General features: G+C 62.4%; 29 protein-coding genes. 4 read left to right on the forward strand and 25 right to left on the reverse strand.

All coding sequences use genetic code 11. The features are described from left to right. Position 1 precedes the first annotated feature (1 nt). The 17 genes from ABZ728_RS03760 to ABZ728_RS03840 form a co-directional block, all read right to left on the reverse strand. Positions 2–460 (reverse strand): hypothetical protein, encoded by a 459-nt coding sequence (locus ABZ728_RS03760; protein WP_366654429.1) that lies wholly within the window; start codon positions 458–460, stop codon positions 2–4. Next, the gene (locus ABZ728_RS03765) at positions 457–828 is read right to left on the reverse strand and encodes a hypothetical protein (protein ID WP_366654430.1); all 372 of its coding nucleotides are present in this window, start codon (positions 826–828) and stop codon (positions 457–459) included. The genes ABZ728_RS03760 and ABZ728_RS03765 overlap by 4 nt, the downstream gene beginning before the upstream one ends. A 4-nt stretch (positions 829–832) precedes the next feature. Beyond that, complete coding sequence (locus ABZ728_RS03770) at positions 833–1747, reverse strand: baseplate J/gp47 family protein (RefSeq protein ID WP_366654431.1); 915 nt, start codon at positions 1745–1747, stop codon at positions 833–835. After that, positions 1744–2085: a GPW/gp25 family protein gene (locus ABZ728_RS03775; protein ID WP_366654432.1), complete on the reverse strand. Its 342-nt coding sequence runs from the start codon at positions 2083–2085 to the stop codon at positions 1744–1746. The genes ABZ728_RS03770 and ABZ728_RS03775 overlap by 4 nt, the downstream gene beginning before the upstream one ends. Before the next feature lie 14 nt (positions 2086–2099). Next, entirely contained in the window at positions 2100–2396 is a 297-nt protein-coding gene (locus ABZ728_RS03780) for a PAAR domain-containing protein (RefSeq protein ID WP_366654433.1), read from the reverse strand. Between the two features lie 175 nt (positions 2397–2571). Then, complete coding sequence (locus ABZ728_RS03785; RefSeq protein WP_366654434.1) at positions 2572–3435, reverse strand: GIY-YIG nuclease family protein; 864 nt, start codon at positions 3433–3435, stop codon at positions 2572–2574. A 53-nt stretch (positions 3436–3488) separates the two neighbouring features. After that, positions 3489–3986, reverse strand: a complete 498-nt coding sequence (locus ABZ728_RS03790) for a phage baseplate assembly protein V (protein WP_366654435.1) — start codon at positions 3984–3986, stop codon at positions 3489–3491. 4 nt (positions 3987–3990) lie between these two features. Continuing rightward, on the reverse strand, positions 3991–4815 hold the full coding sequence (locus ABZ728_RS03795) for a hypothetical protein (protein WP_366654437.1): 825 nt from the start codon (positions 4813–4815) through the stop codon (positions 3991–3993). Further along, entirely contained in the window at positions 4799–5185 is a 387-nt protein-coding gene (locus ABZ728_RS03800) for a hypothetical protein (protein ID WP_366654439.1), read from the reverse strand. The genes ABZ728_RS03795 and ABZ728_RS03800 overlap by 17 nt, the downstream gene beginning before the upstream one ends. After that, the gene (locus tag ABZ728_RS03805; RefSeq protein WP_366654441.1) at positions 5182–6189 is read right to left on the reverse strand and encodes a major capsid protein; all 1008 of its coding nucleotides are present in this window, start codon (positions 6187–6189) and stop codon (positions 5182–5184) included. The genes ABZ728_RS03800 and ABZ728_RS03805 overlap by 4 nt, the downstream gene beginning before the upstream one ends. Before the next feature lie 29 nt (positions 6190–6218). Continuing rightward, a complete protein-coding gene (locus tag ABZ728_RS03810) occupies positions 6219–6590 on the reverse strand; it encodes a head decoration protein (RefSeq protein WP_366654442.1) in 372 nt (123 codons plus the stop codon). A 5-nt stretch (positions 6591–6595) separates the two neighbouring features. Beyond that, on the reverse strand, positions 6596–7672 hold the full coding sequence (locus tag ABZ728_RS03815) for a head maturation protease, ClpP-related (RefSeq protein ID WP_366654443.1): 1077 nt from the start codon (positions 7670–7672) through the stop codon (positions 6596–6598). Next, on the reverse strand, positions 7669–9165 hold the full coding sequence (locus tag ABZ728_RS03820; protein ID WP_366654444.1) for a phage portal protein: 1497 nt from the start codon (positions 9163–9165) through the stop codon (positions 7669–7671). The genes ABZ728_RS03815 and ABZ728_RS03820 overlap by 4 nt, the downstream gene beginning before the upstream one ends. Further along, positions 9166–9384, reverse strand: coding sequence for a phage head-tail joining protein (locus ABZ728_RS03825; protein WP_366654445.1), 219 nt, complete (start codon positions 9382–9384; stop codon positions 9166–9168). A gap of 23 nt (positions 9385–9407) precedes the next feature. Next, positions 9408–11441, reverse strand: coding sequence for a phage terminase large subunit family protein (locus ABZ728_RS03830; RefSeq protein WP_366654447.1), 2034 nt, complete (start codon positions 11439–11441; stop codon positions 9408–9410). After that, a complete protein-coding gene (locus ABZ728_RS03835) occupies positions 11419–12048 on the reverse strand; it encodes a hypothetical protein (protein ID WP_366654449.1) in 630 nt (209 codons plus the stop codon). Before ABZ728_RS03835 ends, ABZ728_RS03830 begins: the two co-directional genes overlap by 23 nt. A gap of 305 nt (positions 12049–12353) precedes the next feature. Further along, complete coding sequence (locus tag ABZ728_RS03840; protein ID WP_366654450.1) at positions 12354–12995, reverse strand: phage tail protein; 642 nt, start codon at positions 12993–12995, stop codon at positions 12354–12356. A 248-nt stretch (positions 12996–13243) separates the two neighbouring features. Between ABZ728_RS03840 and ABZ728_RS03845 the strand changes: the two genes are divergently transcribed. Continuing rightward, entirely contained in the window at positions 13244–14389 is a 1146-nt protein-coding gene (locus ABZ728_RS03845) for an ISNCY family transposase (protein WP_366654451.1), read from the forward strand. Between the two features lie 114 nt (positions 14390–14503). Here the strand turns inward: ABZ728_RS03845 and ABZ728_RS03850 are convergent, their stop codons facing one another. From ABZ728_RS03850 to ABZ728_RS03865, 4 genes are all read right to left on the reverse strand, one after another. After that, a complete protein-coding gene (locus tag ABZ728_RS03850) occupies positions 14504–15199 on the reverse strand; it encodes a hypothetical protein (protein ID WP_366654452.1) in 696 nt (231 codons plus the stop codon). Positions 15200–15240: 41 nt separating this feature from the next. Further along, positions 15241–15789 carry a DUF6456 domain-containing protein gene (locus tag ABZ728_RS03855; RefSeq protein ID WP_366654453.1) on the reverse strand — a complete coding sequence of 183 codons (549 nt, stop codon included), beginning with the start codon at positions 15787–15789 and terminating at the stop codon, positions 15241–15243. A gap of 71 nt (positions 15790–15860) precedes the next feature. Further along, positions 15861–16382 carry a hypothetical protein gene (locus tag ABZ728_RS03860; protein ID WP_366654455.1) on the reverse strand — a complete coding sequence of 174 codons (522 nt, stop codon included), beginning with the start codon at positions 16380–16382 and terminating at the stop codon, positions 15861–15863. Between the two features lie 346 nt (positions 16383–16728). Further along, the gene (locus ABZ728_RS03865; RefSeq protein WP_366654456.1) at positions 16729–19536 is read right to left on the reverse strand and encodes a DUF6371 domain-containing protein; all 2808 of its coding nucleotides are present in this window, start codon (positions 19534–19536) and stop codon (positions 16729–16731) included. A 62-nt stretch (positions 19537–19598) separates the two neighbouring features. On the opposite strand from ABZ728_RS03865, the gene ABZ728_RS03870 reads away from it, so the two are divergent. Beyond that, positions 19599–20654 (forward strand): hypothetical protein, encoded by a 1056-nt coding sequence (locus ABZ728_RS03870; protein WP_366654457.1) that lies wholly within the window; start codon positions 19599–19601, stop codon positions 20652–20654. Between the two features lie 140 nt (positions 20655–20794). Here ABZ728_RS03870 and ABZ728_RS03875 read toward each other — a convergent pair whose 3' ends face one another. Further along, entirely contained in the window at positions 20795–21478 is a 684-nt protein-coding gene (locus tag ABZ728_RS03875) for a hypothetical protein (protein ID WP_366654459.1), read from the reverse strand. A 300-nt stretch (positions 21479–21778) separates the two neighbouring features. Between ABZ728_RS03875 and ABZ728_RS03880 the strand changes: the two genes are divergently transcribed. Continuing rightward, a complete protein-coding gene (locus tag ABZ728_RS03880; RefSeq protein ID WP_366654460.1) occupies positions 21779–22213 on the forward strand; it encodes a type II toxin-antitoxin system HicB family antitoxin in 435 nt (144 codons plus the stop codon). Between the two features lie 11 nt (positions 22214–22224). On the opposite strand, the gene ABZ728_RS03885 is transcribed toward ABZ728_RS03880, so the two are convergent. Next, the gene (locus tag ABZ728_RS03885; protein ID WP_366654462.1) at positions 22225–22512 is read right to left on the reverse strand and encodes a VRR-NUC domain-containing protein; all 288 of its coding nucleotides are present in this window, start codon (positions 22510–22512) and stop codon (positions 22225–22227) included. A 165-nt stretch (positions 22513–22677) separates the two neighbouring features. Between ABZ728_RS03885 and ABZ728_RS03890 the strand changes: the two genes are divergently transcribed. Then, positions 22678–23160 (forward strand): hypothetical protein, encoded by a 483-nt coding sequence (locus ABZ728_RS03890; RefSeq protein ID WP_366654463.1) that lies wholly within the window; start codon positions 22678–22680, stop codon positions 23158–23160. Here ABZ728_RS03890 and ABZ728_RS03895 read toward each other — a convergent pair. Both ABZ728_RS03895 and ABZ728_RS03900 read right to left on the reverse strand, forming a co-directional pair. Then, complete coding sequence (locus ABZ728_RS03895) at positions 23142–24677, reverse strand: DEAD/DEAH box helicase (protein ID WP_366654465.1); 1536 nt, start codon at positions 24675–24677, stop codon at positions 23142–23144. The two genes, ABZ728_RS03890 and ABZ728_RS03895, sit on opposite strands and share 19 nt — an antisense overlap. Continuing rightward, a complete protein-coding gene (locus ABZ728_RS03900; RefSeq protein ID WP_366654466.1) occupies positions 24574–25476 on the reverse strand; it encodes a DUF2303 family protein in 903 nt (300 codons plus the stop codon). Before ABZ728_RS03900 ends, ABZ728_RS03895 begins: the two co-directional genes overlap by 104 nt. Between the last annotated feature and the right edge of the window lie 50 nt (positions 25477–25526).

Raw genomic sequence — 25526 nt, forward strand, 5'->3', positions numbered from 1 at the left:
ATCAGGCAGGCGGCTGGCCGGAGGCGATGGCGTCCCGGCGTTCGGCGGTCAGCAGATCGCGGGCGACCAGCCAGTCGAGCAGGTCGGCCACCGCCGGATCGTCGAGGGTGACGGTCTCGCGGTCGAAAACGTCTTCCCAGAGGATGGCGAGATCGGCGGCCCCGGCCACGTCCAGACCGTCGGCAAGCTTGATCGCCCGGCGCTCGGCATGGGTGAACAGCGCGCGAACGCGGCGCGGATCGACCGGCCGGGCGACCGGGCGATACTCGACGACACCGGTCTCGACCTGCACGAAAGCGGTATGGGTGCGGAATTCGGTGTCGGCGGGCGGATCCCAGGTGTCGACTTCGATGCCCTGCGCCCGGCGCTCGGGCGCCAGGTCGTCCGGGCGGTGATGGGCGGCGACCACCGGCGCCCAGCCCTCGGCGTCGGGCTCACCGGGAAAGACCAGCGCGGTCATGCGCCACCCCCGTCACCGGATACGGGGCAGTCGCCGACGGTCAGCGTCAGTTCGGTCACGCGGTATTCGCCGGCCGAGCCGAACATCTCTTCCGGCACGCTGATCTTCGCCAGAAAGCCGCCGGTCTCCGACCACAGGCCGATATGGGAGACGACAGCACCGGCCGGCACCTCGAAGCCGATCGTGCCGGTGGCGGCAACCGCGCCGTTCTCCGGCGCGCTCCAGGTCACCGGGCGGCGGGCATAGTCGCCGCCGTCGATCTCCTGGGCGCCGTCGGCGCCGGGATCGTCGCCGTGCAGCGACAGGGAGGTCGCGGCCGCCGCCAGCGCGGCAACGGCGGTGTCGGTGCCAAGGGGTGTCAGGGCCATGGGGTCAATCCTCCAGAGTGATGGTGACGGCTTCGCACCACGCCGCCTCATGCGCCGTGGGCAGGATGTGATCGGCCGGGCTGTCGAGCGTGACCAGCTGAACCCCCGACGGCGACAGCGCGGCAAAGAGGCCCGACCGGGCGACCGGATCGCCCAGCCGGTGACGGGCGGCGACGTAAGCCCGCAGGCGCTTTTCGGCCTCGGCGCGCACCACCTCGGCGTCGGGGCCGTCATAGACCCGCAAGCGCGCCTCGACCCGGTACGCGATGATCGCGGCGGCGCGCACCTCGACCCGGTCGGTCAGCGGCCGGACGTCGCGGGCGGACAGCGCCGCTTCCACCGCCGCCAATACTTCCGGTCCCGGCACGCCCCGGCCCTCGCGGGTCAGCACGGTGACGATCACCCGGCCCGGTTCCGGACTGGCGACCGAGGCCGACTTGATCGCCGGATGCGCATCGCGGGCGGCGGAGATATAGGCGTTGTCCGGCCCGGCCACGCTCAGCCGGTAGAGCGCCAGCTGGGCCCGTTCGCGCAGGGCGTCGTCCTCTTCCCAGACCGGTTCGACCGGCGGCAGGGCGTCGGGATCGCCGGGCTCGATCAACAGCCGTTTGGTCTGCGACAGGTCCCAGGCCTTGCGGTCGAGATCCTCACTCCGGGCGCTGGCCAGCAGGGTGGCGCGCGAGGCCTCGTTGATACGCTGGCGCAAGAGCAGCTCGCGCCAGGCATTGGCCTGCAACAACGCCGAGACCGGATCGGACTCGACCATGGCCGAGTAATCAGGATAGCGCCGGACGAACTCGGCGCGCATCTCGGCATAAATCGCCTCGAAATCGCCCTCGTCGACGATCGGCGGCGGCGTGAACGAAGCCAGATCGACCCCGGCATAGGCGCGCACCGGCGGGATATCGAGGTCGGTCATGGCGACAGCTCCACGGTCAGGGAAACGGATTGATTGTCGGCGACCACCCGGCCGGACAGGCTCAACACCACCTGGCCGGGACGCGATCCGGCGACCGCCTGGACCCGGGTCAGGCGCAGGCGTGGCTCCCACCGGCGCAGGGCCCTGGCGGTGGCGGCATAGAAATCGACGACGGTCGCCGGCGTCAGCGGGGCGTCGACCAGACGCGGCAGGTCCGAGCCGTACGCCCGCCTCATCACCCGCGTGCCGACCCGCGTGGTCAGGATGTCGCGGATCGACTGGGCGAGATGATCCGTTCCGGCCACAGGCTGGCCGGTGATGGCGTTCATGCCTTGCATGGGAAACCCTCGGTTTATCCGCCGATGCGCACCGTGGCGGCGCCGGTCGCGACCGCCGAGCCGCAACTCACAGGGTCGCCGATCCGACCGGCCGGGCGGCCGTTGATCCGCACGGTGCCGGACCCGGCCGCCAGAACCCCGGCATGGCAATCGCTCGACCGGTCGACGCAGCAATGCACGTCCCAGGCGTCACCAACGCGATGCGCGGCCTTCCTCTCGATCCGGACATCGCCACTACCCGCGACCGACGGCCGGGACGGCCAGCAGTCATGGCCGGTGCAGAGATCGCCGAGGCGGGTGGCTGGGGGCATAGAATTGACTCGTAGGATCAGCAGCGAGAGACCAACGTGTTTGATACAAAAAATCGGCACTCAATCAGTATCTTCCGAGAATCGGTCTTTGTAATATTTCATCCTACGAACGGATCGTGATTTCAATTTATTAATACTATTATCCATATAATAGTAGGCAAAATATTATAGTAGGTTAAAAGTATTTTTTTAATCTTCTTCTAGAATTACTTTTCATTCTATAAAACTCTGCTTTTTGTTCGCGTTCCATATACATCTGTTCACAATCTTCAATTAAATCTTTCGCTCTGTTGAAATCAATCATCTTTTCGTAAGACATTATTTTTGCGAGGCTATCTAATGCAAACAACTTTGCGTTCTCTAATTCTCTATTTTCCTCTCTTTTCACTCTCTCTCTCGAAACGCTATTTAAAGATTTTGGTAGTGGAAAAATAATAAATATAGATCCGATGAACGCAATCACCATGATAATATAAATTTCAAAATGAAATCCCACTCCAAACATTAGAAACAGAAACAATCCGTATTTACCCCGATTATGAATCGTTTCCTGAAATTCTGTATTATGATTTTCAATATCCTCTTTTGTGGCGCTCAATTCATAATTTACTTTCGTCATATATACGTCGATGAATTCTTCTTGACGACTTCTTTTTAGATTGAGCGCGTAGGTCAGTAATCCGACTTCGGGTCCCTCGGCGCGGCTTTTAGAGTTGTACCCTTCTAGAAAACTATTAAGTTTGTCGATCCAAAATTGCTCTTTATTTCGCAACGTTTTTATATCTGAATCATTTGTTAATTCTTCAAGAATTGAAACTGACAATCCAGAGCTATTTTTATTGAATTCCGACTGTAGTTTGACAGAGTGATGCTTATTATTTATAAGCTCATAATAGTGCTTACGTATTCTGTCATACAGATTAGTCGTTGATCCAACGTAATTTTTTCCATCATCAGAATGGATAGAGTAAACGCAATACCCATATCGTTGTTTCGACATATTATGATCACGACAGAATTCATCTATGTTCTTGCTCATTTCATCCTCTAGGCGAGAATTATTGACACAAGTAAAATTAGTATCACCGTAAATTAATTAATATCCACCGTCGCCCCATTGATCGTGATCGGCCCCTCGGCCCGGATCGCGATCGCCCCTTTCGAGCGTAGCGTTATGTCCCCCTCGGCTTCAACCCTGACCCGCCCCTTGGCGGCGATGCGGGTCAGGCCCTGGGCGCGGTCATGCTCGACGACGGTGCCGTCGGCATATTCGGTACGGTGGATATCGGCACTGTCGGCCGGGGGCGGATGGGCGGCGCGGTAGAGCGAGCCGACCACGCAGCCCTGATTGAGATCGCCACCGGGACAGATCACTACCACCTGTTCCCCCACCTCCGGCGGGTGCCAAGTCCGGTCCTGCCCGGCGCGCGCCGTGGCGAAGGGGATCCAGTTGCTGGTGACCGGCCCGGTCGAGACGCGCAGGCGCGGCGGGTCGTAGCTGGCCTCGGTCACCACGGCGTACTGGACCAGCCCGGCGATCCGGCGTTCGGCCTCAGACAGGTCGCGATCGAGGGTCGGGCGTTCGGCCATGGGCTTATCCGTTGCGAATCAGGGCTTCGTAGTCCGGCTCGTGCGCCGGGCCGATTTCCGGGGCGTGGCCGAGATAGACGGTGTCGGGCCGCTGTGCCGGATCGGCCCCCACCGGCCAGGCCGGATGCACCGTGATCCAGCTTTGCCGGACAACGACAAAAGGGGTTGCGGCATCGGGGTCGTGGGCGGTCGGATCGAAGCTGTCGCCGTCGCTGGCCGGATCCGGGGCATCGGCAACATAGGCCTCGACCGCTTCCAGACGTCTGGCGGCGACACGGCCCATATCGGGATCGGCCGGCAGCCGCTCCCGGACCAGGGCGGTGATGGCGTCCGTGGTCATTGCTTCGCTCAGGACCGGCGCGGTGTCGGGAACGCGCCGGTCGGCCGTGCGATAGACGATGTCCCACATCTGGGTCATGACCAGGAACGGCATTTCGCCGGGCTCGCCCTGGCCGTGGATGCCGAGTTCGGTCTCGCTTGAGCGGTAGTCCAGCGATTCGGCCAGACCACCCAGCGTCGGATCCCGGACCAGCGCGGTCTCGGCTTCCTCGGCGATCCAGTCGGCGTGATCGTCAGCCCGGGGGCCGGCGGTATAGATCTCCACCGCCAGCGACAGACGCCGCCGATCGGGACCGCCGGGCCAGGCCTCGCGTTCGCGCGTCTCCTCGCGGGTGTAGACCAGGATGATCGGGAAGTCGCCGGGATGCGCGGCGACGGTGTGGCTGGCCCAGACACGCCCTTCCGCCCGGGTGGCATAGGCACCGCCCTCGCTGTCCCCCACCAGCCGGTCGCGCACCGCACTGCGGATCGCCTCACGGGCGGCGCGCATGGGGGCCTCCCCCGCTGCCGGCGCCGGCGCCGACGCCATCCGCGTCCCGGTGCAGCCGCAGTGTCCGTCCATCGCCGGCGCTGTCGGGCTGCACGTCGATGGCCTTGTACTGCTGGCCGTCCACCGTCACGCGGTCACCCCGCACCGGCTCCCGGCCGAGCGTCGAGACCCGCACGGCCAGCGTCGGTTCCGCCGTGCTGATTGGCACCGTGCCGGCGGCGGTCAGGTGACCCGGCTCGTTGTCGAATATCGCAACGACCGTCAGCGGCGGATCGCCCGGCTCGGCCCCGGCCGGGCGGTAGGTCACCTCCCGGCCGAAGGCCGCCTCGCAGACGTCATTCGCCATGGCGACATGATCGGCCCAGCTCATGCCGATACCTTGCCGGTCAACAGCACCTCCGGGCGGGTGCAGATATGCAGCGGATAGCTGGTCAGCTCGTACTGGGACCATTCATCCCGGTCGCGGTCGAGGATGACCCGGGCATAGAGTTCCTGGGCCTTACGGTTTACGGCGTCATAGGATTCGCCGGGCGCGAAGCCGACCTGGAACAGATCGGGCACACCGACAGGGAAGAACCGCGCCTCGTCGGTGGGGATCGCCACCGTCGACTGGTCGTCGGTGCCGCGATAGTTCACGAACTCGATATTGCCGTAGGTAAACCGGTCATAGGCCTTGCCCTCGCGCAGCTCGGCCGCCGCCGAGTGGTTCAGATAGGTGCGCTCGACCTCCGGGTGGCTGATCAACTTGTCGAAGAAGCTGTCGCCCGTCAGTGCGACGATGCGCACATCCTCGCCGAACAGCCCTTTGGCCGCCCGCGCCATGCGCCGGCGGATATCCATGCATTGCAGGCGCACCTTGGCTTCGGCCGTGTCGAGGTCGAGGACGATCGCCTCGGGCCGCTCGATGCCCCAGGCCTCGAACCAGTCGATCAGCACCGTCTCGCCATCGGCGTCGAGGACGATCCCCTGCACCGCCCCGACGCGGTGATGCTCCATGGTCAGTTCCAGATTGTCGCGGGGCTGAAGCTTGCGCTCGGCGAACTCGCGCTGGACGTCGGCCAGCTCGTTCGACGCGAACTGGCGGATATTCTGAAGCTCGTCGGCATAAAGGGTAAAGCCGTCCTGGAGCCGGGGTGGTTCGAAGAACTGGATCTCGCGCTTGCCGCCCGGGGAGTGCTGGTGCGGCGCCCCGCGCGGCGAGGTCGGCACCAGGCGCAACACGCCGTCGCGGCGCTCGACCTTCAGCACGGTAGTAAAGCTGTGCTTGTGCTGGAAGAGCCCCATCTGGCCGAGCAATCGCGGCCGGAACGGGATCTTCGAGGCGGCATGGGTCAACGAGGCCTGGGAGAAAGCCTCGTGCTGGAAGATATCCATCTGTTCGGATTCCTTGGTCGGGAAAGGGCTCAGCGCAGGATCAGGCCGCGCGCGGCCAGGGTATCGGTCATGGCGTCCCTGTCTTCGGCCGACACCGCGTCGGGCCAGATCAGGGCGTGGGCGGCCAGTTCGGCGTCGCGGGTGATGGCCGTGACCTTGACGGCGTGGCGCGCCGCCCGGGCGGCATAGGCCAGCACCCCGGCCGGATCCTGCGAGCCGTCCTCGGCCGCCGGATCGACCGGGACCGCCCGGCCGGTCACCGTCCTGATGCCGAACACGGTGCCGGGCTCCAGATCGAAGCCTTCCTCGACCGTGACCACGGCGCGCGAGCGGCGGCCCGAGGCCTCGGACACCAGGAAGGCCAGCGGGCGCGGGCCTTCGGAAAGGGGGGTATCGAGCATGACCATCAGCCAGCCTCCGACTTACCGGCCACACCCGACATGGCCGCGTCCCAGCCCTGCCCCGGCGCGGGCTGGTTCGGGGCATCCACCGGCCGGGCGGTGACGATCGCCGGCGCGGCGGCCGCGGCATTGGCGGCGGCGTCCAGCACCGCCTGGCGCAGGGCGCCGGGATCGACGCCCTGCTCGATCGCCGCCATGGCATCGACGGTGACGTTCAACATCCGCGCCTGTTCGGCCACACGCATGACCGCGGCCGCCTGACGGCGGATGGCGGCGGTGTCGCCTGCCGGAGCACTGGGCTGCGTCGTTGCGGCGGCGCGGGCGCCGACGATGCCGGGCGGGACGGCGGGCGCCTCGGCCGGGGCGGCGGGCACCGGAGCGGGACTGGCTGCGGGATCGGCGGTCATAGCGGGATCAGCGTTCGGTTGGGGACTGGGATCGGGCATGGGAATCCTTTCGGGCTGGTGGGAAGGGGACAGGCAGAGCGCCAGATCCCGGGGCGGGTCGGCGAAGTAGCGGCCGGCCTCGAACCGGGCGGTGACGGTGACCGGGTCGAGCACGGCATCGGCGAACCCGGCGGCCACGGCCTCTTCGGCCGTCATCCAGGTTTCGGCGGCCATCAGCGACCGCACCGACTCCGGCGTCTGGCCACTGCGCTCGGCATAGACCGCGACCACGCCGTCGCGGATGCGGGACAGGCCTTCGGCCATCTGGCGCATCTGTTCCGGCCCGCCGGCGACGGAGCCGGCCGGGTCGTGGATCATCATCAGCGCGTTACCCGGCATCTCGATCCGGTCGGCGGCCATGACAATCAGCGAGGCGGCCGAGGCGGCCACGCCTTCGATCCGGGCGGTGACCGTGGCCGGGTGACGGCGCAGGATGTTGTGGATGGCGATCGCGTCGAACACCGCCCCGCCCGGGCTGGTGACGCGCAGCGTGATCGCGTCCACCTCGCCCAGCGCGGCCAGGTCGCGGGCGAAGCCGGCGGCCGAGACGCCGAAGGCCCCGATCTCGTCCAGGATCCAGATCTCCGCCGCGCCGGCGGCGGTGGCTGTCATCGTGAACCAGCTGCGTGCGGTCATGGGGCGTCGTCCTTGGTGTCGGAATCGGGGGCGGCATCGGGATCGGGAGCCGGGAGTTGCGGCTGGGCGAGGCCGGCCTGGCTCACCTTCCGGCCATCGGTGTCGAGCACCAGCCCCAGCGCGTCGGCCCGGGCATAGTCCTCGGCGATCTCGGCATCGATCTGGCCGGGGTCGTAGCCGCGCTCGGCGATCGCCTGGGTCCGGGACTTGAGACCGGCGCGGATCTGCTGGATTTCAGCGGCACTGTCGCGGCCGGGGTCGATCCAGTCCCAGCGCGGCGGCAGCCATTCGGCATAGCGCAGCCGACGGCGCGCCATGCGCCCGGCCGGCAGGGTCAGCGCCCCGGACAGATCTCCGGTAGCCAGCCAGCGATGCCAGATCGGCCGACAGAGCTGGTGGACCAGCACCGAGAACTGGAACGACTGCATCCGGCGGCGGAAGTCGATCAGCGACGTCCGGCTGTTGGAGTAGTTCGCCTTCAGCATATCGCCCGACACATAGGCGTAGGGCATGCGTACCGCCGCCGCGATCTGCGCCAGCGTGCGGTACTGGAACGGTTCGAAGCTCGACCCGCTTTCGGCCGGCTGGCTGAAGGTGACCTCTTCGCCCTCACCCAGCCGCTGGATCAGGCCCGGCGTCAGCGGCAGGAGCGGCATCGGCGCCGGCGCGGCGCCCGAATTGGCCGAGTCCGGTACCGAGCGTTCCTCGGGCTGCTCGTCATTGGCCGCCCGTTGCACGAAGGCGGTGAACATGGCCGCCATCTTCTTGCGGTCGAGTTCGGCATCGTCATAGGCATCGAGCGTGAACAGCTTGACCACCGCCGGCGCCAGACGGCTGACGCCGCGGAGCTGGCCGACCTCGTCGGCATCGAAGACATGTATCATCTCTTCCGCCGGCACGCGCGCCGTCTCGGCCGCACTTGCCGCACCGAAGGCACCGCCCCCGCGCCCGGGATGATGACGATGGACGTGATAGGCGACCCGCCGGCCCTGGCCGTCGAACTCCACACCATTGCGCACCGCATTGCCGCCCGGCAGATCCTCCGACCTGTCGAGCGGGACCATTTCGGAAGGAACCAGCTGGATCTGCAGCGGCACCGCCAGCAAGTCCGGCGCCGGACGCGGGATGAAGCGCAGGAACACTTCGCCGGCCACGAACACCTCGTGCGCCACCTGACGCTGCAGCCCGTAGAAGTCGGTCCGGCCGTCCGCGTCGGCCTCGTCGGTCCAGTAGCGCCACAGTTCCAGCAGCTGCTCGCGCTTGCGGCCCTTGGCCTCCGGGTTGGGCTTGATCCCCTCGCCGACCGCATGGGCCGCCCAGGCATCGGCGGCATTGGCGGCATAGCCGTTGTTGCGGACCAGCCAGCGCGCCCGCGCCAGGACGGTCGCCCCGGTCGCGGCGATCATCTCGTTGACATGCGCGCGGCTGGGCTGGAAGGCGCGCAGGCGCTGGCTTGCGCCGGCCGCCTCGAATCCGGGGGTGTGACCGGCCATCTACAGCCCCTTCCCGATATAGACCGCGCGGTCGAATCGCGGCCGGCCCCGGCCCTCGGTGCGGGCGATACGATCATCGAGGTCGCGGATGGCCCGGGCGAGGTCCTCGTCGGACCGGAACTGGGTGTCCTTGTTGCCGTGCTTGACCCGGGACGCCCCGCCGTAACGGATTCCGGCCAGGCGGGCGCGCCGCGCTTTCAGCTCGTCCAGCGATTCCATGGATGCCTCGTCAGGAAAGGTGGTCAATAGGTGCTGTAAACAGCCTGCCCGGCCGTTGATGGCGGGCGCACGGGCTTGATCAGCCCGGCTTTGCGTTTGGGGGTCGGCGCCGCGTTGCCGTCCGGCGTCGACGTCTCGCCCGCGTCCGGTGCCGGATCCGCGATGGCCGCGCCGGGCGGCAGCGGTTCGCATTCGCCGGCGGCATCCCGGATCTGGCTTTCCAGCCGCGCCCAGATCCGCTCCTGCCATCGATCGGCACCCAGGATCGCCGCCGCCGCCCGGGCATAGACCCGGCAGTCCAGTGTCTCGTTTCGGTCGCGGCGCTTCTGCCATTGCAGCTTGCCGTGGCGCCCCTTGGTGCGGACCAGTTCCTCGGCCACCAGCTGCTTGAGTGGTTCGGCGCCGATATGCCGGGGGACATGCACCGTGCCCGGCGGATCGACGACGCCCTCGGCGCGTTCCTCCTCTGTCGGCCGCGCCAGGCGCAGCCAGTCATAGGTCTCGACCTTGAACGCGCTGGAGGCGACCTTCCACAGCCGGACGCCCCGGCGGCGCTTGACCCCGGCTTCGGTCACGTCGACATAGGTCGGCCCCCAGACCGGCACGACCTGGCTGAAACTGTCGATCCCCTTGACGGCGATGATCTTGCCCGACCGCCGCCGGCGCACATAGGCGTAGACGGCATTGGTGAACTCGCCACTGTCGATGGCGGTCATGGCGGCTTTCAACGGCGCACCGTCGGCCGTCACCCAGTTGCGATCCAGATACGCGGTCAGCGCGTCCCAGGCCTCCGGCGTGTGCGGGCCGTGATCGATGACGTGATGGTCGAGCCACCAGGACTCCAGCCCCCGCCCCCAGCCCCAGACCGAGAGTTCCAGCCGGTCGCCCTGGACGTCGACCCCGATCGTGATGACCAGGACGCCCGCCGGTACGGCCGCCGCCCACTCTTCCCGGCGATCATAGAGCCGTTCCCATTCCGGGGCTTCGCCCTTGACCTGGAAGGTCAGGCCGAGCGCGGTGTTGAAGAATACCTTGCGGCCCTCGTCGGTGGTCGCGGCTTCCCATTTGCGCGCCAGATCGGCCCAGCTTTCCCAGCCGGCGGGGCTGTAGAGCGCATTGATGTGATAGCCGGCCGTCGCCGGATCGTTGCATTCCGCCGTCGCCCGCCAGACGCCGTCAGCCAGCATCGCCGTCTTGTGGCGTTCCGGGATCAGCGTGCCGCAGTCCGCGCAGGCATAAGCCGCCGTCTCCGGTCGACCCGGATCCCAGCGCAGCTGCGCGAACACCAGATGCTGGCAATGGCCGCAGTCGGGGCACGGCACGAAGTAGCGCCGCTGGTCCGAAGCCTCGTATTCGCTCTCGATCTTCGACGCCCCGGTGATTGTCGGCGACGACACCAGGAACACCTTACGCCGGGCCCGGTACGTCTTGGTGCGGACCTCGGCGATCTGGACCGGGTCGCCCTCGTCGTCGACGTCGCCCGGATAGGCGTCGACCTCGTCGAGCATCAGATAGCGCGCCGGCATCGAGCGCAGCGCCGAGGCCGAATTCGCGCCCGTCAGCACCAGCACCCCGCCGGGGAATTCCTTGGACAGTTCGGTATTGCCGCTGTCGCGCTCCCGTGGCGGGCGGATCAGCTCCGACAGCACCGGCGTTTCCTCGATCAGCGGCTTGATTCGTTGGCGGCCGTTGCGCTTGGCCATCTGGACGGTGGGCGACACGGCCATCATCGGCCCGGGCGCGCGGTGGACGACATAGCCGATCCAGTTGTTCCCGGCCTCGGTGCCGCCGACCTGGGACGATTTCATCAGGATGATCCGCTGCACCGGGCTGGTGGTCGACAGTTGATCCATGATCTCGCGCAGATACGGCGTGCGCCCGGTATCCCAGCGGCCCGGCTCGGCGCTCGCCCGGCTGGACAGCCGGCGATACTGCTCGGCCCATTCGGTCACCGTCACACGCGGTTCCGGGCGCACGCCCCGGACCGCCGCCTTCAGCAGCGAGTCGACATCCGCCAGCGCCGGGTCGGTCCCGCTATCCCATGTCAAATTCAGCATCGGCCAGCGATTCCAGATGATCGTGGAGGACCCGTTCCAGGGCGACCACCAGCGGGCCTTCGGCCACGCCCAGCTCGGCGGCCAGCGGCCCGGCAATGCGCGCGGGCAGATTGACCAGGGCATCGCGGTGCTGGCGCAGGACGGAGAACAACAGCTTCTCCGCCGCCGCGCGGCTCACCAGCGTGCCGCAGGTCTGGTCATAGTCGAGCTGGGCCTTCTTGGCCTTGAACAGTTCGGTCGCCGTCTTGGCCCGCAGATAGGCGGTGGCGGCATCCTCACCACCGGCAATCGTCGGCAGTCTGACCGCGTCCGGGTCGAGCGCGTCGCCGACCGCCTCGACGACCGCTGCCGGCGGATGATCCGGAGGCGCCGCCTGCCCCCGTCGCTGCTTGCCGGCAAAGCCCGAGCCGGGACTGGCCGCGGCGCCTGCCTCGTAGGCCGGATTGACCGTTGCGCCGCGCCGGGCCAGCGACGCCTCGACGTCGATCGACCCGTCGGGATGCAGGACCAGCCGCCCGGCCTTCTTGTCCTTGCCGACCATGGCCGCGCTGACGCCGGCGGCGTCGGCGTATTCGCGCACGCTGGCGCCTTGTCGCTGTCGGGCCATGGATCGGGATCATCCCTTCAAGGGGCGCCCTCGGCTGTCCGGTCACCGCTGTTCACCTGGGGTGTACACCCAACTGTTCACTGTTCACCGGTGTACACCTGCGGTGGACACTTTTTTGCCCACAAAATCAATGATTTGGCCGATGCTTAGGTTTCGAGTGTACAGTTTTGTCAACCGAAATTCGGGGCCTGGAAGCACCGAAAACCCGCAGTCGCACCCCCGCACCTGCCGACCCGGCCCGGGAGTACCTGAAGGGGTGGGGCCCCCCGGGCGCCCCTATACCCCCTGGGCGGCCCCCGGCCCGGCTAAGGGCGGCGGTTGCGCGCGGCGGCCCGCGCATGGGCAGCAGCCAGGCCCTGTTTCTGGGCGGCGCGGTCGGCCATGTAGAGTTCGCGGTCGATCTCGCGCGACAGGGCGCGCGGCAGGCGGTCGGCCACGACGGCGGCGAAGGTCTCCTCGACATGATCCTCGACCATGGCGCTCGGGATGCTCGGGCCATACAACTCGCGGATCTTCAGGCGGCCGACCTTCTTGCCGCCGCCCCCGACAACGCGGGCGCGAGTGAAGATGCCGACATGGCCATTGGTCATCATGGCAACAAACGCCCGGTCGAATTTCTTGCTCTGGCCATAGGCCTTGCCCCGCACCCCCGTCTCGGTCTGGCGTACCCGCTTGGCGGCCTGATGGAGCGGGAGCGGACGGCCGGTACCGGTGACGGTCGAGACCGGATCATCCGGCGAGGCGTTCTTCAGTTCCATCGCCCGGCGGACGCCGCCGACCTTCAGCCCCGTGAACTTGGCCACATCGCGGGAGACATGCGTGCGCACCGTCCGCGCCGTCGCCGTAACCGCCCGGCTGATCGCCCGCTTCGCCCGGTACGGATCCAGCACGGCATGGGCCGAATCAAGCTGCGCGGCGACGCTGATATCGAAATCGGGACGGGACACCGTTGGGGCTCCATCGTGAACGACAAAGCCCGCTCGGGGCTGCCGGCGGGCTTCAATGTTTCGTATTGCGATGATGGAGAAATGCTACTTTTTGGCCGTACGGCTGTCAACTGCTACGTTTTGTTCCTGTCGGTGACACGTGATCTGTCCGTGGTTTGTAACAAGTGATCTGTCCGGTTTAATGGCCACCCTTGGCATTGAGGTGTGGGCGCATGAGACGGACGGAGGTGTTGCAAGGGATCCGGGAGATGCGGTTCGAGGAAATCAGAGATCGCTTTGTCGGTGGTCGTTTGAGTTCGGCGGAAGCGGCCGAATGGCTTGGGGTAACGGAGCGGACGTTCCGCCGCCATCGTGCTCGGTTTGAGTCGGAAGGTCCTTCAGGGCTCTTGGACCGTCGCCTGGGCAAAGTGAGCCCGCATCGGATCGGCGCGGATGAAGTGGATCGGGTGGTATCGCTGTATCGGGATCGTTATGGCGGGTGGACGGTGAAGCACTTCCATGAGCGGGCTCGCGAGAAGCACGGTCTGACGGCCAGCTATGGCTGGACGAAAAGTGTTTTGCAGGCCTCGGGTTTGGTTCGTCCGGCGGCGAGGCGTTCAGCCCACCGCAAGAAGCGAGCGCGCAAGCCGGTCCCGGGAATGATGTTGCACCAGGACGGCTCTCGACACCTTTGGGTAGCGGATCTGGGGCGGCAGATAGATCTGATCGTGACGCTGGATGATGCGACCAGTACGATCTATTCGGCGTTTCTGGTGGACGAGGAGGGAACGGCTTCCAGCTTCAGGGGTGTGCAGCAAACCATTCTTGGCCACGGCTTGTTCTGTTCCCTCTACACCGACCGGGGAAGCCATTATTTCTACACGCCCAAGGCCGGAGAAGCGGTCGATAAAACCCGCCTGACCCAATTTGGCCGCGCCCTGAAGCAGTTGGGCATCCGCCATATTCCGGCTTATTCGCCGGAGGCGCGAGGCCGGTCGGAACGCATGTTCGCGACCCTGCAAGACCGTCTGGTGAAGGAGCTGGCCGATGCCGGGATAACAACGATCGAGGCGGCGAACCGGTTTATCGAAGACATCTATCTGCCGGCACACAACCAGCGCTTTGCCGTTGAGGCAACAGAGCCAGGCACCGCACTGTTGCCGTGGGCGGGCGCCGATCTTTCGGAGATTCTCTGCCTGCAGGACGACCGCATCGTCGGCAATGACAACACCGTCAGCTATGGCAAGCTCAAACTCCAGATCGAACCCAGCCCATGGCGGGCGCATTTCGTAAAGACGACCGTTCAGGTTCGGCGCTATGCCGACGATACCATCGCGATCTTCTACGGGCCGAGATGCATCGGGCGCTATTGTCCGGATGGCACATTGATCGGCCACCAGGAGCAGGCGGCGTGACACGCTTCCACGCCGCCGATCCGGTCCGGGGGCATGCCCCCGGACCGGATCGTGAACGAAGCGGACAATTGACGTGTTACAAAAGCCGGACAACTTAGCTTGTTACCGACACTGCTACGTTTTGTTCCAATCGGGAACCAGCGCATTGATCTCGACCGAGTCGTAAATAACCATTCTTATCAATAAACTATTACCACAGTAAATAAAATATCTAAACAACCATGGACAATCTGAATTAAACTGAACGTGACATTCTAATAATCTCGAAAGGCTTTCAATCTTCTCGTATTTTTCATCATTATAAATTGAACCACCATTTTCATTCTTAAATATATTACTCGCGATTATCCATCTTTGAGGTAATATTTTATCGGCTGTCTCATTAAAATATATTCCGGATGCAATACAGGACACAACCATATCGAAATTATCTCTATTAACTCTGAATGCCAAAGTTTTTTTGCCATTATTTATTATAATTTTATTATCTTTGAATACCTTATCATGGAACGTTTTACTTTCTACTAGCCTTTTTATTCGCTTTTTGGCAATATTTTCAACTGCAGAGTTATTTTTGAATTTTGCTGCAGATACTATTTGATATATAAAAACCTCATCTAAGCTAGCTTTTTTGTTATTATGTTCATCACAAGAAGGTACCGTTTTCATCACCAAACTTCTAAATTTGTTATACCCTATTGGGGCATTTCTCATATCTGGAAATAAACCTTTGGGCGGGATATGCTCTCTTCCAATACCTATTTTATCGCAACAATAACATGTTTTATTGATTTTCGATTTTTTTCCCATTGGTGGAAATCCACTAACGTTTTTGGATGAACGCGCCGGTACTAAACAAACCGCGCAAGCGCGCTCAGAGCATGCCGCAAGGTGACCATGCCTGCAACTTCGGCGGGCCGGCCGGAATAGCCATTGCCCGTTGCCCAGCCGCTGGCTGTGTCGCCGAGCCCACAAACCCGGATGAGCACCGGCGACAGTTCCGGCCCGACGCATCTCAACGCGTCCAGGACGTCCCTGTGCGCTTCTGACTGGTTCCAGGTGATTTCCGCAGGCCGGTTGCCGCAATCGACCCGCAGCTTCGCCGGATCGAGCGCAGCGGCCCCTGGAGCGAGCTTCATGGACTGATAGCGCCTCCGCAGCCAGTCGCCGGCATCGAACTGTTCCTGCGTGATCTGGCCGCGCGACAGGTACCGATCGAGGGGGCCGTGATTGGCAACGCGCCGCCGATTGATGCCGGGAATGTCGCTGGCTTCCTCGACGAACTTGTCGCCGTGGTTCCAGCGCTCCGCCGGTCCGGTGTCGCGCGGCAGTGCGCCCGGAATGCCCGGGGCGGTGTCGGCGATGCGCTGTTTGCGGCTCTTGGTCTTGGTCTTGGCCATGGTGTCGGTCTCTGGCGTTTGCGGCAGTCGAAGCGTTCATGATCGGATCGCCGGCAGTCTGCCGGCTGGGGTCAATTCCGGTCCGTATGCGGCTTACGGATATCGTAGGCGATCGGTTCTGGAGAGCCCGGAGGAGAACCCATTCGCTGAACTCGGCGGACACGCCATTCGCGAACCATGCTCGACAGTTCTTCGGCTCGCTTTACGCCGTGTGATTTGAAAACAGCGAGTGCGGCCCCAAAGCCCTGATCGTACCCTCGGCGATAGCTTTGCTCTTCGCCCAAAGTCTGGCTGCCGCTGTCTCTGCGAAACTCCGGATCATCCGGCGCCAACAGGTTCGCCCTGAATGTTCTGGGGCTGCCATCCGACTCAAAAATCCGCGCCCAACGATGCCGGGCACAAAGTTCGATCAAGGTATATTCGACGTTCTCCGGCTTTTCGCCATAGACCTCGAAGCGCTCGACGAATTCCCGGATCAGTTCAGCCGGTGCGTTCAGTTCTTCCAGAGATTGCAGGACAGTTCGATAGGAAAGACTTTCAGGCATGGATGATGAACCTTCGTGCTTTGGGAAAGATTCGGCCCCGGCAGTCATGCCATATGGCCTTGCAAGGGATGCCGGGTGGGGGAAATCGGGCGAATCTGGCAGGCTTCCGGGGCGTTGCGCTCTGTTACCCCCCTGTTACACCCCCAAAATTACATCTAACCCACTGATCCTATTATATATTTATATATATGTAACATATGTAACATATATATATAGGGATATAGAGATATATAGCTGCGTTCCCGCAGGCGCGCGCGTGCGCGCGAGGATCGTTTCTGGAGCCGGAATTCGTTGCAACCGTTACATCCCTTTAATATCAATAGGTTAGATGTAACTCGCCCGTAACTCTGTAACGGGGTCGTTACGCCTAAGTCACTGATTTGCAACGATTTTCCTAACTCGTATCCAAAACCTCGATTGGTAAGAAGACTGCTCGGCTAACCGCCCCGGCTCCGAACCTTATGGCGTCGCTCGACTTCACTGCCCCGTCGATGCTGAGCAAACCGTTACGCCAGTTCGTCCCCCAGGGCGTATCTCGAAGAATTCTCTTCAGGGCCTGGTGCTGGTTTGCGATCCAAATCCCCGCACCGTGCCCCTTTCCGACATTGGGCGGTTCGTACCTAATGCCATGACGCCTAAGGGTTTTATTCGCCGAATCGGGTACCAAATTGTCGTCCTTTCCTCGTGCCGCGTCAACCAGCTCTCCGATTGTCCGGTCGTGTCCGGTCCCTGTCCCGGTCATCACCCGAAGCTGGTACTGCATGATCGTCGATAGAAGGCGGGTTTCGTTCTTCTCGGCCTCGACAGGCGTATGATCCGTCCAGTCCGATCGTTTGATCCAGGCGACGGCCTGGTCGAATGTCAGCCGATCATGGGCTTCCAGGGCGTAAGCCCCGGCCATCATCGTGCCGATCTGGTCGCCGATGCGCCGGTTGCCCATCACGGCGGCCACCGCGTCGGTGAATGTCCGGGCGTTGTCCAGGATTATCGGCAGAAGCCGCACCGACCGCATTAACAGCCGGTTAGAGAAGCTGGGCGTCAGAGTCGCGTTGATATCCCGCATCAGCGTCTGGAAGTGTTCCTCGGACCGAACCTTTTCTTCGTCATCCTTCGGCTCGTTCTTTTCCAGGACCAGCGGCGTAAAGCGCGTCTCGTCCTGATAGTGCTGCAGGGTCATATTGATCGAACTCAGGCACATCGCCGACCGGGCCAGATAGCCCTTGGCACCGCTCTGGTTCTGGGTGCCTTTGAAGATCAGCCCGCCCGATGACGAGATCCGGGCCAGCTCGATCACGTTCTGAACCATCCGGCGTGAACCGTCGTCGCTCTGTTCCGGTTCATCGAAAACCACCGGCAGGGCGTCATAGTCCATGCGCTGGCGAAGACTGCTCTCGCTCGACTTCCCGTCGAAACAGAACGCTATCGGCCCAAGCGCACGCCGTACAATATCGCGGATGACCGTGGTCTTGCCGCTATGCGCCGTTCCTGTCACCCAGATATGCGGCCGCCATTCCAGCGCGCCGGAAAGCGGGGCGATCATGATCCATCCCGCCAGCAGTTCCGCCGAGACGGGTTTCTGCCAACGCAGAGACTGGGCGATCGTCAGAAGTTTCCGCGCCTCGGCATCGGTCAGGGGGCTTTCCATCTTGGCCGAGACCGGTTCCCCGGCTTCGTAGACATAGCGCGACCGGAACTGGTTGAACGGCATCTCCTGGCCGTCGACGATCAGGCTGTCGCCCATATTGACGACCGCATGGCCGTCTTCGATCCAGACCCCCCGGCCCCGCCGGCGGTTGGCGGGGTTAAAGAAGCCGCGGGCCTCACACGCCCGCATCAGCGAGTCGGCCGCCGTATCCCAGGCCACGCCGTTGCGCGCGAAGAACCATGTGCGCTCCCAGAACCGCGACAGACCGGCAAGGCTCATCATGCCAGATTTGTTGTGTTGCCCGGCCGAAAGGGCGGTGATCTGGCGAGTGCCGGCAGCGAGATAATAGTAATGCGTCCGATCATACCCCAGCGGTACCGGGGCGAACTGATCCGGCCCGCCGTGCCAACCGTCGTCGGGCGGCGGATCCCCATAATCGGGCGCCCCGCGATCGCTATCGTCATTGACCAGTACGGGATCGCCATCGTCCGCCGGCGGAGGGTCGGTCGGTGGTTTGGACGGATGCCGCAATGCCCGGCGGATGAACTGCTCGGTCTGTTCAGGCGACCAGCCCTCGGCCAATGCGTCGGCAAGATCCCAGCCCGGCGCAACGCCGTCGGGCGGTTGAACCACGCGCACGCCCGCCGCGATCGATTGCAGCTCCTGGGCGATTCCGGGTTTCCAGACGCCGTAGTTGTCCAGATAGCCGTCGAACGCATCGCAGCCGGGCCCATCGGCATCGGGGACAACGATGACCTTGCGCCCCTTCAGCGGCGACCAGTCGACATAGCGCCAGGCCTTCGACCCGCCGGGGAACGTGACCACCACCGCCTTGGGTAACAGACGCGCCCCGGCATCGGCGGTCTTCTCGCCCTCGACCAGAACAACGGTCGCGTCCGGCCGCGCGGCCAGCGCCTGGAGACCATAGATCGGCCGGGGCTTGGCAAAGCTGAGCCATCGCCATTCGAACTTGCCATTGTCGCCCCGGCACCACGACTGCGGGACGATTTCCTTGCCCTTGGCCTTCTCGAACCGGCAGATATAGCCCACAACCCGGCCATCGGCGTCGGTATAGGTCCACACCGCCGACGGCTCGCCGTATTCGAAATGATGATGCGACGGGCGCGGTGCGGTGTCCGGGACAGGATGGATCGGTGTCCAGGTGACCTTTTTCCGGCCACTGGCGGCCGGCTTGGCTTTGGGCGCGGGTCCGTTGGCCTTCGCGGCGGCGGCGCCATTGCTTGTCGCGGGCTCATGGCCGTTGACCAGCCCTAACTCCCCGGCCAGTTCATGGCAGGCCCTGCCCTGCTCCAGCCCACGCATGGCGGCATAGAGCGAAACGAGATCGCCGCCGCGATGGTCGGTCGCGAAGTCGGCCCACTTCCCGGTTTCAACATTGATCCGGCAGGAATCGCCAGGATTGCCTGCAAGGTCGCCAATCGCCAGTTCCCGGCCGCTCAGCCGACCGGCCGGGAACCACTGTTGCAACAGGCCCGGCGATGCCGACAGCGCCGCCCGGGCAACGGAATCGAAATCGGGGATGCGGCGGTTGTTCATTGGCACACCCCCACGCTATAAGCGATCGGTGCTTCGACCACTCGCGGGGAAGGTTTGATCGTATGCCAAGTGCGCCGTTCATCATTTTCTGGATAGTGATCGGCGTCCTTGGCGCCGCCACTATCTTCGGCTGGCCGTTCGATTGGCCGGACATGTCGGAGATAATCTCTTACCGGCCAAATTGGTGGGCGCTGATAATATTGCTGGCGCTCTTGGTATTGCCAAGCTTCATCGCAAGATGGGTGTCCGGAACGGCTGGATCGGCGCCGGAGAAGGCATCGTCGGACGACGAAAGCGAAGCCGGACAGACGGATACAGCCAAACCAAACCAAGCGTCGATGCGGACTAAGATCCGAGTGCTCGGGGGCAAGCTTAAAGCATATGTAATCATTGCGATTCTTGTTCTGCGCAAGAACGTTTGGCCGATCGGACAGCGCGAATGGACAATGGTAATCGCTCTTGCGCTGTTTGGTACAGTCTTGCTCTGGACTATGCCCCCGGTGGTTAAGAGGCCACAGGAGTGGCAGGCCGCTATTGGCGCTGTAATTGGGTTTTTCGGACTGGGAGGCGCCGCGTTGTTCAATGCGCACCTCAACAGAAAACGGGACGAATGGCTCAGGAAGAAAAATGCTGACGATATCCGGGTTGGAATCATATCCGAACTCGACCAGATCAGCGGTGTATTTATGGATGATGTACTGGACGTAAAGCCCACGAAAACACCCCTTCGTTTTCACGGTATTAATGACAACAATACTGCATTTAATAAGAAAATCGTTTATGCTAATAATATCGTGCAACTTACTCGAACAGATATATATGATTCTATAAAGAATAACATAACACTCCTCACTCACTACGAATGTATTGAAATAATAAACGTCTATTCTGAGATCTACAAGTTTATTGAAGAAACTTCTCAAGAAATTGAAAAATATAGAAATGATCGATATTATCGAGATAATAATATTCCATACTTTACAACAAATGACTTTTTCCTGGAAGCTCAAGGAATAAGAAACAAAATACGCTTTATTGTCAAAGTGATGAATGACAACTCTTACACGAAAACCGCTCCTCTTGCTGATACGCTTTACTACATATTCAAGTTTGAATAAACTACATTTCGAATCGTTATAATGATTACGTGCGACATGCCTTTCCGACGATTTTAATGGAACATAAGCACGAAATTGCTCAACCTTCGGATCGACCAACTCCCCATTGTGATGATTGTGCACGCCAATAATGCGCCCCATCATTTGCACGACTCCCGCAGCACGACGCGTCCCAGGGCGATGCATTCCTCGTACACGGGCAACCCGTGCTGCGGATCGATGCCGGCATAGCGGACGACCTTGCGGTCCCCGAAGATGCCGCCGTCGTCGGGTATGTGGACCATCAAACCGTCGAGGACCATCAGCTTCGGCGTGTCATTGCCGGGCCGGGGCATCATCGCCACGATGCCGTCCTTGCAGTTGATTGATTCCAGCCGGGAGTCGAAATAGACCAGCTCGCCGCCCATGCGGATGTAGCCGAAGCCATTCAGCGGATCGGCCGGGTGGTCTTCCAGCTTTCGGGGATCTTCGGCGTCGCCCTGCCGATACGCCATGTAGACGTCGATGACTTCCTTGCGGACGGCGGCGGCCTGCGGCGTGCGGGCCAGCATGCAGATCAGCAGCGTCTGGCCTTCGTTCAGGCGGTATTCGCGGCCAGGACGGCCGCGGCCCTTGGGTTCGGTATTTTGCGCCACGGTGGCGCAAATTCCACCATAGCTTTCCAGCTCTTTGGAATGGCGCTCGACAAGCTTGCGAATGTCGCGCGGCCGATCGAAGCCAAGCCGCTCGGCGATCCTTAGATCTTCTATCCTTGGTTCGCCATCTAAGGTTGTAATATCGGATACAGAAAGTGCGGACGCAGTGGTTGCGTTGCTGCCGGACATGGTGGCGCTCCTCGTGCCTCGAATGGCCGGAACGACACCGCTTTTGAAGGCACTGGCGCTCCGGGGGTTCAAAAACCGGCACGAGTCGGCCCAACGCGCCTTTAGGCCTAAGCCTTGGACATGCGCGCGTTGCCCCCGGAACATGGGAAATAGGTTACCGCTATCGGGGCGGGTTCCGCTCGTGTTCGGAGTTTTGAAGCTCCAAGCACGGACGGTACCCACGTCGTTTTTGGATTGCAAGCCCGACAGCTTCGCCATCCGGCAGTTGACGTTCGAACACATGTGTTCGATGCTACGGCCATGACCAGATTTGACTATCCGTGCACGATCAAGGCGGACCCGGATGGCGGATTCCGGATCCGCTTTCCCGACATCCCCGAAGCGATCAGCGAAGCTGATACGCGGAACGAGGTCAACGCCATGGCGGTTGATGCCCTGATCGCCGCGTTGAGCTTCTATATCGATGCGCGCGAGACGCTGCCCGAACCGTCTCCAGCCCAGGCCGATCAGGTGTTGGTTGGCGCGCCGCCGCTGACTGCGGCCAAACTGGCGCTTTACCAAGCCATGCGTGAACAGCGGGTGACGAATGTGGAACTGGCCCGGCGATTGGGCGTCAGCGAGACTGTCGTCCGCCGCCTGCTTGACCTGGATCATCGAAGCCATATTGGCCAGCTCGATCAGGCCCTGTCCGCCCTGGGGCGTCGTATGGTGGTCACGGTTCAACCGGCGGCATGATCGCGATGCCATCATGAAAGCGGCCCCGTGCCGTCCAGGACGGCCGCCAGATCATCGCCTTCGCGCACGACCAAGGCGAAACCGCCAAAGCGTTGAAGGGTATCCAGGAATTGCCGCTGGGCCCTTGTCGGTCGTTGGCGGCCGGTTTTGACCTCGATCCCCGTGAATTGGGCAATCTGGGCCCCGACCATTTCCGGCGTGATCGTGACCGCACGCCACCCGACCAGATCAGGCGAGCCGACACAAAGCCCCGCGTGAAGCGGCCGGGCGTTGCGGATCAGCGCATCACCCGCCCGCATCCGAACGGAATCCCCGGTCCAGGCCTGCCCGGTGTTGTTACGGAACAGCCGGAGGTCCGGGCGGGCGCCGTGGGTGCGGAGAATCTGACTAATGCATTTACGTTCGATCAATTTCTATCCTATACGTCATAAATGTTAGTGACCTATACCCACCGAGGAGCATTTATGAGTCTTCCATCAATTCGTTCAGAGAGTGACTGGGCCAGCTTAGTATCAATTTTAAATGCCGCTGGCGTATTGACGATATTCACAACTGTAACGCAAAACTCATATAGTCTTGATGTATTCAATTCATACAATCGCGCACTGTTATATTTTTTTGCCGGACTTTTAATAAGCATTATTGGTCAGATTATAACAAAACCTGAGCGTAAAAATTATAATTCCAGAACTATCATTAAGACTCCAAATGGTGAGGTGCACATGGAAGACAGTGATTCAGACGGATATTCATTTTTAGGTTTCTTTCGTGGATCATGTCGTTTCTTAGGTATCTCTCTCTTCGGGCTTGCCGCTATACAGTCATACGGCGCACTGAATTTCTCTCAGGATTGCGTCTTTGCATCTGGACCGCCATTTATGCTAGACAATGTACTTTTTGATTTTCCGATTAAACCGCCACCGCTCCCTCAAGATACAGATTGTTGATTTATTACTTTACGCCGCCGCGCGTCACAGACCTTCTTCGCCCACACCACCGGCTGTTCATAGTTCCGGCTTTTGCCCACGGCGATCAGTTCCTCCAGCGTTCTCGCCTTGGCCTGCTCCGCTTTACGCTGGCGGCGCAGTTCTTCGGGGTCCACCTGTTGCAGCTCGCCGTCCTGCGCCTCGATTTCCCTGGTCTTGGCCTCGTAAACGTGACCACAAGCGGGGCACTTCGGCGCCGGTGGGTGGCAGGCAAAGCATTGCGGGCACTGCTTGATCGGCACGGTCGGTTCGACCTTGCGTTTCTCGCCTTTCTTCCGGCCTTCGAGCGTCCATTCGCGATCGTCGTCGGGCAGACCGTGGCGCAGGGCGTTGCCGGCATGGTCTAGGATCAGCGCCGTCTTGCCCGGCTGGGGCCGAAGGACCCGGCCGACCATCTGCAGATATAAGCCCAGCGACTGGGTCGGTCGCAGCAGGATCGCCACGTCCGCGCCGGGCACGTCGAAACCCTCGGTGAACAGTTCGCAGTTCGACAGGATCTTGATGTCGCCGCGGGCGAAGGATTCCACGACCCGGCGCCGGCGGTGATCGTCCTCGGTCCCGTCCAGGTGTTCGGCCCGCACGCCGGCGGCGCGAAACTGGGCGACGACATGCTTGGAATGCTCGATCGAGCAACAGAAGACGATGCCCTGCTTGCCCGGGGCGATGCGTTGATAGTGTCGGACCGCATCGCCGGTGATGGTTGGCTTGTCGATCGCCTTGGCGGCCTGGTCTTTGGCAAAGTCGCCGCCGCGCGACTTCACGCCTTCAACATCGATGCCGATCGGCGGGGCATAGAGCTGGTAGGGCGCCAGAAATCCCTGGTCGATCAGCACCCCAACCGATGGACCCAGCACAAGTGTGTCGAAGACGTCGTCGAGGCCTCGCCCGTCCAGGCGGCAGGGCGTGGCGGTCAAGCCGACCATTTTCGCCGCCGCCCAGGCCTCGATCAGGCGCAGCCATTTCGCGGCCGCGCAGTGATGGCACTCGTCGAAGATCACCAGATCCGGACACGCCACCCGATCCAGGCGGCGAACCAGCGTGTCGATGCTGGCGATCTGGATCGCATCCCGCGTCTGTGTATAGCCCGGGGCAATAAGCCCATGCGAGACGCCCAGCTCGTCGAACGCCCGGCTGGCCTGACGCAGCAACTCGACCCGATGAACAACGAAGACCGTCCGCTTCCCCCGCTCGGCCGCGCGGGCCGCCATGAACGACATGACGGCCGTTTTGCCGGCACCGGTCGGGGCCTGCAGAACGACGCGGCTGGCGCCGGACCGCAGTTGCTCGCGCACGTTGCCGATCATCGTGTTCTGATAGGGGCGTAGCTGGATCATCGGTGGGCGATCCTCGTTTCGCAGGGCGGGTCGGATACCGTCAGCCGCGATCCGAAGGCGGGCGGCCCAGGATCGGCCTGATCTTCGTCCCGTGGAACGGCTTCCGGCCGGACGGATCGATGTTGGTGACGTCGTCTGGATCATCCTTGATGCCTGGAAGACCGTGCTGAATCTCGGTAAGGATGACCTTCAAGGCGAACAGCTCGGCCGGTTCGCGGCGGTGCATCTCGTAGAAGAACATCACGCCGTCGGGGGTCTTGCGATAGCGCAAGAAGCAGCGGATCGTGTAGACGATGCCGTTGAGGAAGATCGGCGCGCGGATGCAGAACTCGAACGGGACGCGCCGGTTTTCGGAACCCTGCATGGTGCCTTCGGTCTCGATGTTACAGCCGGTCTCGGTCGTGCCCTCCTGCAAGCGGGCTTCCTGCCAATAGATGTGGCTCTCCCGAACCTGAATGCAGCGCGCCGTTCCCACGACATCCTCAACGTCGCCCTCGACGATGTCGGCCGCGTTCTCTTGCAGGAACCGGTCGAAATCGAGTTGGGTCATGACTTTGCGGTCGTAGTCGGTCCAGCGCTTCCACTCCAGGGAACGGGCCGGACGCAAAACGACCGTGTGATCGCCCCAGTTCGCCTGATTGATTTCCGGACCGGCGGGATGATCGTCGATGACGCCGACAAACTCAGGCTTGGTCAGATCGGCGTAAATGCGGGAATTCTGGTTCGAATGGTCGTTGAAGTACCGGTTGAAGCTTTCGACGTCGGCGACATGGGTCACGCCCCTTTTGCGTGCCGGGCAATGCCTGAAACTTTCCAGATTGATCGCCTTGAACCCGTCCGGAATCAACTTGAACGGGGAGAATTCCAAACTCTCTTCCATGCTGAAAGAGGCGACCGCCAAATCGCGAATGGCCTGGAGGTCCGACTTGTCGATGTCTTTCATAGGGCTGCCTGCTCCTGCTGGTGGTGGCTGCTACTGGGTCGACCGGATCG

Origin of the sequence: Fodinicurvata sp. EGI_FJ10296 (genome assembly GCF_040712075.1) — a bacterium.
Taxonomy (GTDB): Bacteria; Pseudomonadota; Alphaproteobacteria; order DSM-16000; family Inquilinaceae; genus JBFCVL01.

Coding starts and splice junctions, on each gene's coding strand:
- ABZ728_RS03760 (WP_366654429.1), bottom strand. CDS start 460: ATGACCGCGCTGGTCTTTCCCGGTGAGCCCGACGCCGAGGGCTGGGCG.
- ABZ728_RS03765 (WP_366654430.1), bottom strand. CDS start 828: ATGGCCCTGACACCCCTTGGCACCGACACCGCCGTTGCCGCGCTGGCG.
- ABZ728_RS03770 (WP_366654431.1), bottom strand. CDS start 1,747: ATGACCGACCTCGATATCCCGCCGGTGCGCGCCTATGCCGGGGTCGAT.
- ABZ728_RS03775 (WP_366654432.1), bottom strand. CDS start 2,085: ATGCAAGGCATGAACGCCATCACCGGCCAGCCTGTGGCCGGAACGGAT.
- ABZ728_RS03780 (WP_366654433.1), bottom strand. CDS start 2,396: ATGCCCCCAGCCACCCGCCTCGGCGATCTCTGCACCGGCCATGACTGC.
- ABZ728_RS03785 (WP_366654434.1), bottom strand. CDS start 3,435: ATGAGCAAGAACATAGATGAATTCTGTCGTGATCATAATATGTCGAAA.
- ABZ728_RS03790 (WP_366654435.1), bottom strand. CDS start 3,986: ATGGCCGAACGCCCGACCCTCGATCGCGACCTGTCTGAGGCCGAACGC.
- ABZ728_RS03795 (WP_366654437.1), bottom strand. CDS start 4,815: ATGCGCGCCGCCCGTGAGGCGATCCGCAGTGCGGTGCGCGACCGGCTG.
- ABZ728_RS03800 (WP_366654439.1), bottom strand. CDS start 5,185: ATGAGCTGGGCCGATCATGTCGCCATGGCGAATGACGTCTGCGAGGCG.
- ABZ728_RS03805 (WP_366654441.1), bottom strand. CDS start 6,189: ATGGATATCTTCCAGCACGAGGCTTTCTCCCAGGCCTCGTTGACCCAT.
- ABZ728_RS03810 (WP_366654442.1), bottom strand. CDS start 6,590: ATGCTCGATACCCCCCTTTCCGAAGGCCCGCGCCCGCTGGCCTTCCTG.
- ABZ728_RS03815 (WP_366654443.1), bottom strand. CDS start 7,672: ATGACCGCACGCAGCTGGTTCACGATGACAGCCACCGCCGCCGGCGCG.
- ABZ728_RS03820 (WP_366654444.1), bottom strand. CDS start 9,165: ATGGCCGGTCACACCCCCGGATTCGAGGCGGCCGGCGCAAGCCAGCGC.
- ABZ728_RS03825 (WP_366654445.1), bottom strand. CDS start 9,384: ATGGAATCGCTGGACGAGCTGAAAGCGCGGCGCGCCCGCCTGGCCGGA.
- ABZ728_RS03830 (WP_366654447.1), bottom strand. CDS start 11,441: ATGCTGAATTTGACATGGGATAGCGGGACCGACCCGGCGCTGGCGGAT.
- ABZ728_RS03835 (WP_366654449.1), bottom strand. CDS start 12,048: ATGGCCCGACAGCGACAAGGCGCCAGCGTGCGCGAATACGCCGACGCC.
- ABZ728_RS03845 (WP_366654451.1), top strand. CDS start 13,244: ATGCGGTTCGAGGAAATCAGAGATCGCTTTGTCGGTGGTCGTTTGAGT.
- ABZ728_RS03850 (WP_366654452.1), bottom strand. CDS start 15,199: ATGGGAAAAAAATCGAAAATCAATAAAACATGTTATTGTTGCGATAAA.
- ABZ728_RS03855 (WP_366654453.1), bottom strand. CDS start 15,789: ATGGCCAAGACCAAGACCAAGAGCCGCAAACAGCGCATCGCCGACACC.
- ABZ728_RS03860 (WP_366654455.1), bottom strand. CDS start 16,382: ATGACTGCCGGGGCCGAATCTTTCCCAAAGCACGAAGGTTCATCATCC.
- ABZ728_RS03865 (WP_366654456.1), bottom strand. CDS start 19,536: ATGAACAACCGCCGCATCCCCGATTTCGATTCCGTTGCCCGGGCGGCG.
- ABZ728_RS03870 (WP_366654457.1), top strand. CDS start 19,599: ATGCCAAGTGCGCCGTTCATCATTTTCTGGATAGTGATCGGCGTCCTT.
- ABZ728_RS03875 (WP_366654459.1), bottom strand. CDS start 21,478: ATGTCCGGCAGCAACGCAACCACTGCGTCCGCACTTTCTGTATCCGAT.
- ABZ728_RS03880 (WP_366654460.1), top strand. CDS start 21,779: ATGACCAGATTTGACTATCCGTGCACGATCAAGGCGGACCCGGATGGC.
- ABZ728_RS03885 (WP_366654462.1), bottom strand. CDS start 22,512: ATGCGGGCGGGTGATGCGCTGATCCGCAACGCCCGGCCGCTTCACGCG.
- ABZ728_RS03890 (WP_366654463.1), top strand. CDS start 22,678: ATGAGTCTTCCATCAATTCGTTCAGAGAGTGACTGGGCCAGCTTAGTA.
- ABZ728_RS03895 (WP_366654465.1), bottom strand. CDS start 24,677: ATGATCCAGACGACGTCACCAACATCGATCCGTCCGGCCGGAAGCCGT.
- ABZ728_RS03900 (WP_366654466.1), bottom strand. CDS start 25,476: ATGAAAGACATCGACAAGTCGGACCTCCAGGCCATTCGCGATTTGGCG.